Annotated in this window: 14 protein-coding genes; 4 read left to right on the top strand and 10 right to left on the bottom strand. The window is 68.6% G+C overall.

Annotated features, from left to right (window positions below; translation table 11 throughout):
- Positions 1 to 192 precede the first annotated feature (192 nt).
- The 3 genes from BST40_RS10440 to BST40_RS10430 are packed head-to-tail and all read left to right on the top strand — an operon-like array spanning position 193 to position 2,154.
- Positions 193 to 837 (top strand): HAD hydrolase-like protein, encoded by a 645-nt coding sequence (locus tag BST40_RS10440; RefSeq protein ID WP_075545303.1) that lies wholly within the window; start codon positions 193 to 195, stop codon positions 835 to 837.
- Positions 830 to 1,327, top strand: a complete 498-nt coding sequence (locus tag BST40_RS10435) for a low molecular weight protein-tyrosine-phosphatase (RefSeq protein WP_075545268.1) — start codon at positions 830 to 832, stop codon at positions 1,325 to 1,327. Before BST40_RS10440 ends, BST40_RS10435 begins: the two co-directional genes overlap by 8 nt.
- Positions 1,328 to 1,338: 11 nt before the next feature.
- Positions 1,339 to 2,154 carry an SURF1 family cytochrome oxidase biogenesis protein gene (locus tag BST40_RS10430; RefSeq protein ID WP_089025089.1) on the top strand — a complete coding sequence of 272 codons (816 nt, stop codon included), beginning with the start codon at positions 1,339 to 1,341 and terminating at the stop codon, positions 2,152 to 2,154.
- Here BST40_RS10430 and BST40_RS10425 read toward each other — a convergent pair.
- From BST40_RS10425 to BST40_RS10405, 7 genes are all read right to left on the bottom strand, one after another.
- A complete protein-coding gene (locus BST40_RS10425; RefSeq protein ID WP_083154191.1) occupies positions 2,136 to 3,077 on the bottom strand; it encodes a cobalamin biosynthesis protein in 942 nt (313 codons plus the stop codon). The two genes, BST40_RS10430 and BST40_RS10425, sit on opposite strands and share 19 nt — an antisense overlap.
- 308 nt (positions 3,078 to 3,385) lie before the next feature.
- Positions 3,386 to 3,547, bottom strand: coding sequence for a hypothetical protein (locus tag BST40_RS30060; protein WP_158006290.1), 162 nt, complete (start codon positions 3,545 to 3,547; stop codon positions 3,386 to 3,388).
- Between the two features lie 70 nt (positions 3,548 to 3,617).
- Positions 3,618 to 4,547 carry a cation diffusion facilitator family transporter gene (locus BST40_RS10420; protein WP_075545270.1) on the bottom strand — a complete coding sequence of 310 codons (930 nt, stop codon included), beginning with the start codon at positions 4,545 to 4,547 and terminating at the stop codon, positions 3,618 to 3,620.
- A gap of 51 nt (positions 4,548 to 4,598) precedes the next feature.
- On the bottom strand, positions 4,599 to 5,726 hold the full coding sequence (locus BST40_RS10415; protein WP_083154189.1) for an epoxide hydrolase family protein: 1,128 nt from the start codon (positions 5,724 to 5,726) through the stop codon (positions 4,599 to 4,601).
- Between the two features lie 9 nt (positions 5,727 to 5,735).
- Positions 5,736 to 5,936, bottom strand: a complete 201-nt coding sequence (locus tag BST40_RS28940; RefSeq protein WP_023365061.1) for a hypothetical protein — start codon at positions 5,934 to 5,936, stop codon at positions 5,736 to 5,738.
- A gap of 434 nt (positions 5,937 to 6,370) precedes the next feature.
- The gene (locus tag BST40_RS10410; RefSeq protein WP_198929503.1) at positions 6,371 to 7,114 is read right to left on the bottom strand and encodes a hypothetical protein; all 744 of its coding nucleotides are present in this window, start codon (positions 7,112 to 7,114) and stop codon (positions 6,371 to 6,373) included.
- Positions 7,101 to 8,792: an HsdM family class I SAM-dependent methyltransferase gene (locus BST40_RS10405; RefSeq protein WP_255245913.1), complete on the bottom strand. Its 1,692-nt coding sequence runs from the start codon at positions 8,790 to 8,792 to the stop codon at positions 7,101 to 7,103. The genes BST40_RS10410 and BST40_RS10405 overlap by 14 nt, the downstream gene beginning before the upstream one ends.
- A gap of 99 nt (positions 8,793 to 8,891) precedes the next feature.
- Between BST40_RS10405 and BST40_RS10400 the strand changes: the two genes are divergently transcribed.
- Entirely contained in the window at positions 8,892 to 9,080 is a 189-nt protein-coding gene (locus tag BST40_RS10400; protein ID WP_075545272.1) for a hypothetical protein, read from the top strand.
- A gap of 376 nt (positions 9,081 to 9,456) precedes the next feature.
- Here BST40_RS10400 and BST40_RS10390 read toward each other — a convergent pair whose 3' ends face one another.
- Genes BST40_RS10390 through BST40_RS10380 form a run of 3 tightly spaced genes read right to left on the bottom strand, consistent with a single transcriptional unit; the run spans position 9,457 to position 11,858 of the window.
- Positions 9,457 to 10,950: a terminase large subunit domain-containing protein gene (locus BST40_RS10390; RefSeq protein ID WP_083154215.1), complete on the bottom strand. Its 1,494-nt coding sequence runs from the start codon at positions 10,948 to 10,950 to the stop codon at positions 9,457 to 9,459.
- Positions 10,951 to 10,955: 5 nt separating this feature from the next.
- On the bottom strand, positions 10,956 to 11,213 hold the full coding sequence (locus BST40_RS10385) for a hypothetical protein (protein ID WP_083154186.1): 258 nt from the start codon (positions 11,211 to 11,213) through the stop codon (positions 10,956 to 10,958).
- 57 nt (positions 11,214 to 11,270) lie between these two features.
- The gene (locus BST40_RS10380) at positions 11,271 to 11,858 is read right to left on the bottom strand and encodes a M50 family metallopeptidase (RefSeq protein WP_083154184.1); all 588 of its coding nucleotides are present in this window, start codon (positions 11,856 to 11,858) and stop codon (positions 11,271 to 11,273) included.
- Positions 11,859 to 11,926: the final 68 nt, after the last annotated feature.

Genomic DNA, 11,926 nt, shown 5'->3' with positions numbered 1-11,926 from the left:
GACTACCCAGGCATCCGGCGTGGCCGGGTTTGCGGCGGCCTCGTCCGCCGACTGGCGCTAACGCCGGTCGGTGCCGGACACCCCGCCGCATCACCGACAATGGAAGGCGTGACAGGTTCGATCGCGACCGATTCGCCCGACTGCGGCGCCGCCCGCCGCCCTCCCACCGTCTCCGACGGGTCGCCGCAGCTGGTGATCTTCGATCTCGACGGGACCCTGACCGATTCGGCACACGGGATCGTGGCGAGCTTTCGCCATGCGCTCGACCACATCGGCGCCGCCGTTCCCGAGGGCGACCTGGCCGCCTGGATCGTCGGCCCGCCAATGGACGACACCTTCCGGGCGATGGAGCTCGGCGATCGTGTCGACGACGCGATCGCGGCTTTCCGGGCCGAGTACGGCGCCCGCGGCTGGGCGATGAACACCGTGTTCGACGGGATAGCGCCGCTGCTGGGCGATCTGCGCGCCGCCGGAGTCCGGCTGGCGGTGGCCACGTGCAAGCTCGAGCCAACGGCGCGGCGCATCCTTGCGCACTTCGGGCTGGAGCAACATTTCGAGGTCATCGCCGGAGCCAGTGGTGACGGCTCCCGGAGCAGCAAGACCGAGGTGCTGGGCCACGCGCTCGCCCAGCTGCGGCCGCTGCCCGAGCGGGTCCTCATGGTCGGCGACCGCAACCATGACGTCGAGGGTGCGGCAGCGCACGGCATCGACACTGTGGTGGTCGGCTGGGGGTACGGGCAGGACGATTTCGGCAGTGACGCGGCCGACGCCACCGACGCCACCCTCGTCAGGCACGCCCGCACCATCGACGAGCTGCGGGAGGCGCTGGGTGTCTGATCCGCCAACCTTGCACGTCACCTTCGTGTGCACCGGCAACATCTGCCGTTCGCCGATGGCCGAGAAGATGTTCGCCCACCAACTCAGGGAGCGCGGCTTGGGAGATGCCGTGCGGGTGACCAGCGCCGGCACCGGCGACTGGCATATCGGCAACGGGGTCGACGAGCGGGCCCGCCGGGTGCTGCGCGCCCACGGCTACCCCACCGAGCACCGCGCCGCGCAGATCGATGCCGGGCATCTGGCGGCAGACCTGGTGATTGCCTTGGGCCGCAACCACGCTCGGCTACTGCGCCAGCTCGGTGTCGAGGATGCGAAGCTGCGCATGCTGCGCTCGTTCGACCCCCGTTCGAGCGCCCACGCCCTCGACGTCGACGATCCCTATTACGGCGGGCATGACGAATTCGAGCAAGTTTTCGCCGTCATCGAGGCCGCGCTGCCCGGCCTGCATGACTGGGTGGACGAGCAGCTGGCGCAGAACGGATCCCCGTGATTCCCAGACGGATCCCCAGCCCGGCCTTCCTGCTGCGGCCGGGATGGATAGCGCTGGCCCTGGTGGTGATCGCGTTCACCTACCTGTGCTTCACGGTGCTGGCCCCGTGGCAGCTGGGAAAGAACACCAAGACCTCCCGGGAGAACCGCCAAATCGACTACTCCCTGCACACACCTCCGGTAACATTGAAAACTATTCTGCCGCAACAGGATTCATCGGCCCCCGGTGCGCAGTGGCGCAGGGTGACGGCGACCGGGCACTACCTGCCGGACGCGCAGGTGGTGGCCCGGCTGCGGGTGGTCGACGGCGAGCAGGCGTTCGAGGTGCTGGCGCCATTCGCGGTCGACGACGGGCCGACCGTGCTGGTCGACCGCGGTTACGTGCGGCCCGAGCCCGGCTCACACGTACCGCCGATCCCGCGCCCGCCGGAGCAGACCGTGACCATCACGGCGCGACTGCGCGATTCCGAACCGACGGCTATGGGCAAGGAGCCGTTCACCAGAGACGGTTTCCCGCAGGTGTATTCGATCAGTACGGCACAGGTGTCGACGTTGACCGGGGTTCCGCTGGCCGGGTCCTATCTGCAGTTGGTCGAGGACCAGCCCGGCGGACTGGGCCTGATCGGGATACCGCATCTGGATGCCGGACCGTTTCTGTCCTACGGCATCCAGTGGATTACCTTCGGCATCCTGGCGCCGATCGGACTGGGTTATTTCGCCTACGCCGAGCTGCGGGCCCGCCGCCGCGAGCGACACGAGCCCCCGCCGGCGGAGGAGCCGATGACGGTCGAGGAGAAACTCGCCGACCGCTACGGCCGCCGCCGGTAGAGCATCAACCCAACGCCCACCGCCGCCCCGGCCTGCACCGCCCGCGACAGCAGCACGGCCCGGCGCAGATCGGCGACCGTGGGCTGACGGCCGTCGCCGAGGGTGGGCCGGATCTGCAGCCCGTGGCGGTACCGGGTGGGCCCGCCGAGCCGCACGCCCAGCGCCCCGGCGAACGCCGCCTCTACGACGCCGGCGTTGGGGCTGGGATGGCGCGCGGCGTCGCGACGCCAGGCCCGGAGGGCGCCCAACGGTGATCCGCCGGCCAGCGGTGCGCACAGCACCACCAGCATCGCGGTCACGCGCGCCCCGGCGTAGTTGGCTACATCATCCAATCGTGCTGCGGCCCAACCGAATCGGAGATACCTTGGCGAGCGGTAGCCGATCATCGAATCCAGCGTGTTGACCGCGCGGTATCCCAGCACCGCAGGCGTGCCGCCGATCGCCGCCCACAGCAGCGGCGCCACCTGGGCATCGGAGGTGTTCTCGGCCACCGACTCCAGCGACGCGCGGGTCAAGCCGGGCAGGTCCAGATCGGCAGGATCGCGCCCACACAACGACGGCAGCAGCCGTCGCGCCGCCTCGACGTCGCCGCACTCCAGCAGCTCGGCCATCGCCCGGCCGGTGCGAGCCAACGACATCCCACCCAGTGACACCCAGGTGGCCGTCGCCGTGGCCGCAACGGACCGCAGCCTGCCCGGACCCCGCTGCAGCACCGCGCCCAGCAGGCACACGGCACCGACCAATGCCCCGACGTACGTCATCCCGGCGAGCTTGCTGTCGCGATAGCTGGTCTGCTCCAGCTTTGCGGCCAGCTGCCCGAACACCGCGACCGGATGACCCCGCTTCGGGTCGCCCAGCGCGAGGTCGGCCAGGTAACCCACCAGGACGCCGGCGATCCGGGCCTGCCGCGTCGACGCAACCACCCCGGCAGCGTCTCATACGTCCGCTTCGTGGCGGCCGGGGCGGCTTAGACGATCAGCACGATGGCCAGCAGCACGATCACCACCACAACCAGCGCCGCCAAAACCCACCAAAGCAGCGGAGCATGCTTTGAGCTGCGCCCGGGGCGCGTCACTTGGGGACTCGTCGACGGGGCGACACCCCACTTGCCTTTCGGTGACAGGTTGGGCGGGTCAGGAGGCGGAGGTGAAGGTTGACTGCTCACCTGTGCACGGGTGCCCACTTATGACCGGACCAACCTGTGCGCCGGGTAACAATCGTCACCCGAGGGCTACATCACCAAGACGGCGATCAGCGCAAGGACAATGACCAGCTGTGCCGCCAGCATCCACCACACCTCCCGGGCATGGCCGTACCAACCCGGCTCGACCGGCAGTTTAGGCAGGCCAGCCGCCGCAGCATCGATATCGCGGGGTGACGGTTCGATCGTCATGCCGGGAATGTGCCCATTTTTAGCCGGGCCAACCTCCGGGCCGGTGAGAGTCTCGTCGCATACCGCCGTATCAGACCGGCTGCGCGCTACGCGCCGCCCAGACGAAACTACGCATCTCGGGTAGCTCCGCGGACAGCCGTTCGGCCACCAGACGGCCGGTCGTGTCGGCCTCGGCCACCGAGGTCGCCGGATCAAGCCAGCCCTCCACCTCCACACGCAGCGTGCGCCCGGTCCAACGGGCGCGAGCGTGAGCGTGGCTGACCCCCGGTGTGGCGGCGGCGACCGCCTCCGCGGTGGCGATGACAGCTGGATCCACCCCGTCGAGCAACCGGTGGCCGATGTCTGAGGTCACCTCCCAACCGACATGGCAGATGAATCCCGTCACCACGATGCCGGCAACGCCGTCGGCCCATCCCCAGCCCGCGGCGACCCCGCACAAACCCAGCAGCGCGCCCGCCGACGACAGCGCGTCCAGCCAGGAATGCTTGGCGTCGGCGATCATGGTCGACGACTGAATTCGGCGGCCGACGACCAGCTTGTAGCGCGCCACCAGCTGATTGCCGGCGATGCCGACCGCCGCCGCGGCGATGCCCCAGCCCACATGCTGGGTGGTCCCGTGCCGCAGCAGCTTGTCCACACTTTCGACTCCGGCAACCGCGGCGCTGGCCCAGATCACCAACGCCACCCCGATGCCGGCGAGATCCTCGGCCCGCTCCAGCCCATAGGGATAGCGCTGGCTCGCCGCCTTCCGCGAGCTCCGAAATCCGACGAACACCACCAGACTCGTCGAGACATCGGACAGATTGTGCAGGGCGTCGCCGAGCAACGCCACCGACCCCGACACCATGGCGATCGCCAGTTCGATCAGACCCGTCAGCGCCAAACCGGCAGCGCTCAGCGCGACAGCACGATTGGCCCGGCGCCGCTCCGCCCGGTCGTCGAACCGGTTCGCCAGAGGGAACCCGGCTGCCGGATCGCGCAGACCATTGATCACATGCATGCCCAATAGCGTGCCACTTGGTGCTCGGCGCGCCGAGGGTGAGGCGGAACGTCAGCGCACCGTCGCGAAAAACCTACGGACGTCCTCGACGAACAGATCGGGTTGTTCGAATGCGGCGAAGTGCCCGCCGCGCGGCATGGTCGTCCAGTGGGTGATGTGGTAGTTCGGCTCACACCAGCGCCGCGACGCCCGCAGGATCTCCTTGGGGAAAGACGCGACACCGGTGGGTATTTCGACGCGGCCGCTCGGACGGAAGCTCTTCATGCTTTCCCAGTACAACCGGGCCGAGGATGCCGCGGTGCCGGTCACCCAGTACATCATCACGTTGTCCAGCAGCTCGTCGCGGCTCAGCACGTTTTCGGGGTTGCCGTCGCAGTCCATCCATGCCCAGAACTTCTCGACGATCCAGGCAAGTTGTCCCACCGGGGAATCGACCAGGCCATAGCCCAGGGTCTGGGGCCGGGTTGCTTGCTGCTTGGAATAGCCGGTGCCCCACTTGCGGTGGTGGTCCAGGTCCTGCAGCGCCTGCCGTTCGTCGTCGGTGGGCTCGTCGGCGGTGGGCCAGGCGATCGGCATGTTCAGGTGGATGGCCACGCAGTGGCCTTCGGAAAGGCCGGCGTTGCGGCCGATCTGGGTGGTGACGGCCGCTCCCCAGTCGCCGCCCTGGGCGCCGTAGCGCCGGTAGCCGAGACGTTGCAGGAGCGTCTCCCAGGCCTGCGCGATTTTCTCGACCCCCCAGCCGGTGCGGCTCGGCTTGCCGGAGAAGCCGTAGCCGGGAAGCGACGGGCAGACGACATGGAAGGCGTCTTCGGCGCGTCCGCCGTGGGCGGTGGGATTGGTCAGCGGCTCGATCACCTTGTGGAACTCCACGATCGAACCCGGCCAGCCATGCGTGATCAGCAACGGGAAGGCGTCGTCATGCGGCGACCGGTGATGGATGAAATGGATATCCAGCCCGTCGATTTCGGTGATGAATTGGTCGAAGCGGTTCAGCGCCGCTTCGCGTGTCCGCCAGTCGTAGTCGTTGGCCCAGTAGGCGGCCAGGTCGCGGGTGTAAGCCAGCGGAATGCCCTGGCTCCAGTGGTCCACACACTCGGCGTCGGGCCAGCGGGTGCGCGCCAGACGGGACTGCAGATCATCCAGGACGTCGTCGGAGACGTCGATGCGAAACGGCCTCACGCCGCAAGACTATTTCTTGTTGGCTTCTTTGATCAGTGTGCTGATCTGCTCGAGCAGCTCGCGCATGTCGGCGCGCATCGCGTCCACCGCGGCATACAGGTCCGCCTTGGTCGCCGGCTGCTGGTCCGATGACAGCGGCCGCACCGGCGGTCTCGACTTCTGCCGTCCCGCACCGTCGCTCTGAGAACCAGATAGCTCACCCACGTCCACGACCTTGCCATACCCGCTCGTCACCGACAACGCGGCGGGTATGACGCCGCGCTCGCGCAGCAGGTGGGCGCGGACGGGATCAAGCCGCCGACCGCTGGTGGGTAAAGCCGACCCTGGCGGGCAGCGCCAGCACCACCGGCAGCAGCACCACCATCGCAGCGTCGCGGGCGAATCTCACCAGCGCCCGCACCAGTCCGACCCCGGTCAGGCAAATGTGTACGCCAACGGGAAATAAAACCTACAGTACGAAATCTATGCGTTTCCGCAGCTCACAAGAGTGATTCTGTACCGTACTTCCTGATCGATGCGCCGTACGAATTCAGAGCAACCTTCACGGCCAGTCTTTACGACGCGAACTGCCCAACCTTCACCGTGAGGGTGAGCGGATTCTTCTCGAAGTAGGTCGGTATTGCTGGGCTTGAACACCCGTCAAGCTACTTGCTGCGAGCCTTCCTGATGTTGCCGTCGCCGGCCGTCTCGTACATGTCGAAATTGCGCTCGGCGGTCAGTTCGATGAGGTCGTCGAACACAACTCCGAGGGCGACCGGTGCTTGCGGGCTATTAACTTCGTGGCAGATGACCGACGGCGCGAATGGGTTGGAGTCCACCAGCAGCACGTACAGCCGTTCGAATTGCTCGTCGCGGTCAGCTGGGTCGGCGCGTCCGGTGAACAACCGAAACCTAGGGAAAACGTTCTCGAAGGTGCTGTTGCGACGCGGTGTGTGATCGCTAGCCGCGCCGATGTCGAAGAAGAAGAACCCGGCCACCACCGCGAACGGGAACCGGCGATGCAACGTGGTGGACTCGAACAGCAGGTCGCCGCGCCGGTTGGTGAGGTTCTTCTGGAAATGCCCACCGACGCTATCGCGGAACATGATCGTCTTGACCGAGCAGGCCAGCATCAGGCCAGATTCCTCGGTGGCCCAGGTGACATCGACCTTCTTGGCTCCGAGGCCACCAGCGAGCCGCCGCTCCGCGCCTGACAGACCGATCTCCCCCGGACCGGCGGGCCGGGCTCCATCCATGCCGCGCGCCCGTAACTCTTGGGCGACGGCTAGCGCGAGGGCGGCGCTGATCTTGTTGCCCCACGGATTCTTCTGCCCCTGCGGAGCGTCGTCGGGCGGCTTTGGTCCAGCGGCCTTGATCGCGCCGATAAGAAGGTCATCAATTCGCGCCACGGCGACCCCTCGCGGCCCGGCGGGCGGTAAGTTCCGCGTGGGCTTCGCGCAGCACTCTGACCTGCGTGCGCGCTATGCCCAGCTCCCCGACCAGCAGAACGTCATCGACCAGCTTCGAGGCCGCGAGGAGCTTGCCGCCGCGCAGCAGCGCGGCCACCTGCGGGCGGATGTTCGTCAGGCGGTCGGCGGCGGCTTCGACCAGCGCCGCCGGAGGCACTGGCAGCCTGTCGGCTTCGCGGGGCTCCAGCTTGAGCATCCCGCCGCCATATGCGCGGCCCACGGTCTCAGCACCCACGAGGGTCATCGACGTCAACGACGCCAGCGGAAGCAGCGCCTTACCGAGCTTTTGGAGCTTCGGCGTGAGATAGACACCGTGCACTGAATTCAGGTGCGCGGCTTTGGCGGCATTGGTTGTCACCCGAGCGGTGTCGGCGTTCATGTACGTCAGCAGCAGGTCAGCCGGAGCCAGGCTCGGCACCCGCCACCACGGCTTGCGCACGCGGCACTTGTAGGCCGTGTGGACACCAGCGGCCTCGCCGGCGGCGATGTAAGCCCGCGCCGCCGGAGACGGCTCACCCGGCGGGCGGAACAGCCAGGTGGCGGAGCCGTTTCGGCCTAGCTCGTTGAGTGCGGCTGCCCCGAACGCCAGCCCGCGCAGATGGCGGCTGCCAGGCGGCGACAGCCGCAAGATGTCGGTTGGTTCAAGGCCGAGGTCCGCCACTCGCGCAGGCGATAGCGCGAAGTATTTGTTGTTGCCGGTGACCATGCCCAGCGTCGTGTCCCCCCAGCTTTCGAGCACGGTGAAGCACCCACTGGACAGCAGGCCCATGTAGGTGTTGAGCGCGTCGGCGGACAGCAGCGAAGGCGTCCACTTCTCCTCGGGCCGGGTTGGCGTCCAGGTACGCCCGGCGGCAATCGTCGGCAGTTCGGCGGCGTTGCGCGCCTGATAGATGGATGCGTGGTCGGTCGGCCCCTCCTGGTAACCGTCTGCCAGGAGCAGCAGCACCTCCTCTTGGGCGTCGGGGAACACCCGCTCCGTGAATAGCACCAGATCGACGCGGGCGAACGAGGCCAGCAGGAACCGGCGCACCTCGGCGGCGTAGTTGACGCTCAGCAATTCCGCCGGCAGGACCAGGCCCATGCGTCCGCCGGGCCGCAGGAACAGAGCCGAGTGCACCGCGAACGCGGCCCAGCTGGATGCCAGGTTAGTCAGGCCGACGCCCGCGCGCAGCGCCGCCGCGCGTGACCGCGCCCTCGCCGTACCGGAGAACTCCTGATACCGGATGTAGGGCGGGTTGCCAATCACAACGTCATACGAGCCGGTCGGGGCGACGCAAAAGAAGTCGTTGACCATCACGTGCGCCTCGACTCCGGCGTTCCGCAGCAGCTTCCGCGCCGCGCGGGCGGAGGCGTCATGCAGTTCGACACCATCGAGGGCGGCGTACTGATCGGCTCCGCCGGGGGTGTGCAGCGCTGCCAGCCGCTCCACCGCAGCCAGAAGGAACGACGCCTCGCCGCATGAGGGTTCGATGATGCGGTCCGACGTGCTGCGCACGGCCCATTCAGTGATGTAGCGCGCGACGGCCTCTGGGGTGAAGAACGCGCCCCGAGCCTTGCGAAGCGTCGCCGTGTCGGCCCCCAGCACCATGCCGAAAATCTTGCCTTGCCGGGCCGACAATCCGGCGGAGGAACCCGAGAAAGGAGGGGAAGTGTCGGGCGCGTGATCGGTGCGGCGGGACGGTAAGCCGCTTTGTCGTCGGCCAAATAGCGGTACAGCGTGGCCCGGCTGATGCCGAGCGTGGCGGCGATGATCGGCACCTACTCGCCGCTGTCGCGCATCCGGCGGGCAGCCGCGGACTTATCGGCGCCGAGCTTCTTCGGCCTGCCGATGAACATGTCGCGGGCCTTGCGGGCCCCCCGCGACGCCGCCCGGCGGGCGACAGCGGCGGGCCGTCGTTGTCGTTGACCACCGCGACGAGAATCTTGTCGTCGGGACTCAAAGACGACGAAAGGTTCAAGAACGCGCTGTCGTCCTGCCGCCACATTGCCATCACGGTGGCAGCAAGCAGGGTAAATCATGGCTGCAATAAGAGGGGCTGGCCCCTTGTCTACCTGGCGTTTTCGTTGGTGGGCGCGGACGGTATCGAACCGCCGACCGCTGGTGTGTAAATCTATGTCGGTACGTCTACCGGGTATCTTGTCGTGTCGCCTTGTCTACCGAATCGCCAGGCGCACAGGGACTTTCGTCTATTGCGTCTCGTCTCATGTCGGCGCGTAATGTCTTGTCTTGGCCACTTCTTGGCCACTCGGGGGGTCGGCTCGATCAGACGTTCGACCGAGGGTCACCGACCGATCCTCCGGCGCATCCAGGCCGGTGGCGGCGGTAGATCGCCGCGCCGCGCCCGGCGCTCGGCGTCCAACGGGCTGACGAAGTGGACCTGGTGACCGGCGGAGTGGACCAGGACGTCGTGGGCGACCACCACCGCCGCCAGGCTGTCGGGCTGGTGTTGTCCGGCTTGCCAGGTGACCGCCGCCTGCTCCAGCTCGGGGAGGTGACCTGCGATCCGGCAGGTGCCGACCTCCAGCCCTTGGAGCAGCGCCGCCGACCGGGCCACGGCGTCTCCGTGACCGCGCCCGCTGCCCTTGGGTGGCCAGGTGGTCACGCGGATGGGGCGGTCCAGCTTGGCGCGCTTGAGGGCGTCGTTCACCACCCGGCGGTACGTCTCGCGGGCGGCGTAGCCCTCCACCGCGATCTCCGACGCGCCGACGTCCACCGCCAGATCGACTGCGGCCCTGGCCCATTGGTCGCTCGTCATCGGCGCGGACTGGTCGGCGATCACCGCCACCACGCCCTCACCTGTGATGCTCGCCGCCACAACGCCGCAGGCGTCGCCTGAGCCGCTGTCGGAGGGGTCTACCCCGACGACGGTCTGAACGGGGCGCAGCGGGGCGCTGGGCATCCGCCACGTGTCGAGCCATTCCCGTTTGATCAGCCCGCCCTCCGGTGCCGACGGAACGCCCGCGTACAGGGCGTACCAGGCGCGTTCGCCGGAGGTGCGGCGGGCGGCGGCGAAGTGATCGGCGGTGAACCCGAGCGCGCTGGTCATCGCCGCGCCGGGCGACCGGCCCAGGGCGTCGGGCACGCCCGCCTCCGCGACGGCGGGGACGTTGGTATGCCGCCAGACGTCGGTCTCGCTGTCCAGCAGCTCGCCCGCCAGGTCGCGTTCATGCCACCGCGTCATAACGAGCAGCACCGACCCGCCGGGATGGACACGGGTGGCCAGGGTGCTCCGGTACTCGGTGATCACGCGCTTACGGTGGGCGGCGGAGTCGGCCTCCTGGGCGTCCTTGACGGGATCGTCCACGACGAGCAGGTCCGCGCCGAAGCCCGTCACGCCGGAGTTGATGCCGGTGGCCAGCAGCCCGCCCTCGTGGCCGTCCACCCGCCACCGGCCTACGGCGGTCTTGTCGGCGCTGAGTCGGATGCCCAGGTAGTCCGAATGCTCGTTGATCAGCCGCCGCGCCTCGCGGGAGTGAGCCTGGGCCAGCTCGTCGCTGTAGCTGACCAGCACCACCTGGAGGTCGGGGTCGCGCGCCAGCGCCCAGACCACCGTCCACACCGCCAGGAGGCGGCTCTTGCCGGTCCTGGGCGGCGTGGTCACGATGTCACGCTCGTCGGGCTGGTCCACCGAGCGGACGGCGATGTCCGACAGAAGCCGGATGGTCGGCGTGACGACGAACCTCGGGTCGAGCCGCCGCGCCAGGTCGGCAGGGCTGGCCGGGCGTACCCGGTCGCGCGCCGTCTGAGCGGCGCGGGCGGCGGTCGAGGTGGTCATGGTGGTCACGCGGCCATCTTCCCTCGCTTGGTGTCGAACCCGGCCTCCCGAGCCGTCCAGAGGTCACGGCGCACCCAGCGGTGACCACAGCGGCGGCGGCGGCAGCGGTAGCGGCAGATGGCGAACCGGCCACCGGGCCAGCTGACGGAGACCGGATCAGCCAGGCTGGCCATCCGCGTCCCGCTGTCGGCGTAGTGGCCAGCCGGGTTGCATCGGGGGCAGTAGTCGGACAGGAACGCGGTGGTTCTCGTCGGGGTCGTCATTGGGTCTCCTCTGGGCGTTGGGGTGGGGTTGGAGGCCCGACGTGGTTGTGGGTTCGGTCAGGTGGTCAACGCCGGAACGCGGCGCAGACCGGCGCGGAGGTTGGCCAGCTGGACGCTGCCCGGCCCGCCGCCGTCGTCAATTCCAAGGGCGGCGAGCACATGCTCATGTCGGGCCTCGCCCTCCCGATGGATCACCTTGGCCACGGAGATCACCGCGTCCCAGGTCATCTCCATCAGCGGCGGCACGGTCAGCCGGGCCTCGCTGGTGGTGTCGGTCCACACGTCGGACGCCGCCGCCGTGCACAGCGCGTTGTGGTCCCGGTAGCCGGAGCCGCCCAGGATGGCGCTGAGCAAGGCGGGCGAGGGACGCCGACCGGCCAGCCATCGGGCCTCGGACCACGGGCCAGCGAACAGCACCGAGGCCCAGGTGCCTTCGGGCACCGTCTCGTAGCTGGTGAGGCCATGCAGACCCGTCACCCGACTGTCCGACAGCACAGCCGAGCGGATGCGCCCGCCGACCACGGTTCCGGCCACCGCGTGGCCCGCCTCATGGATGGCAGTTCGGAGGCTCATCTGCTCCCTGGCGGTGAGGTCGGCCCAGGCCAGCGGACGGCGGCGTCGGCCTCGGGTCACGGTTCCGGTCATGGTGTGGTCCTTCCGTTGATCGCGTCGAGCAGCGCCGCCTTGGTCGAGTAGGCCGAGGGGTCCAGACC

Source organism: Mycobacterium persicum (assembly GCF_002086675.1).
GTDB lineage: Bacteria > Actinomycetota > Actinomycetes > Mycobacteriales > Mycobacteriaceae > Mycobacterium > Mycobacterium persicum.
The sequence above is the reverse complement of the archived record's forward strand: the minus strand, read 5'-3'. Positions and strand labels throughout refer to the sequence as shown.

Bases quoted from the DNA above. Each gene is read 5' to 3' on its own strand.
- BST40_RS30060 (WP_158006290.1), bottom strand. From the start codon at position 3,547: ATGACGATCGAACCGTCACCCCGCGATATCGATGCTGCGGCGGCTGGC.
- BST40_RS10420 (WP_075545270.1), bottom strand. From the start codon at position 4,547: ATGCATGTGATCAATGGTCTGCGCGATCCGGCAGCCGGGTTCCCTCTG.
- BST40_RS10390 (WP_083154215.1), bottom strand. From the start codon at position 10,950: ATGACCACCTCGACCGCCGCCCGCGCCGCTCAGACGGCGCGCGACCGG.
- BST40_RS10385 (WP_083154186.1), bottom strand. From the start codon at position 11,213: ATGACGACCCCGACGAGAACCACCGCGTTCCTGTCCGACTACTGCCCC.
- BST40_RS10380 (WP_083154184.1), bottom strand. From the start codon at position 11,858: ATGACCGGAACCGTGACCCGAGGCCGACGCCGCCGTCCGCTGGCCTGG.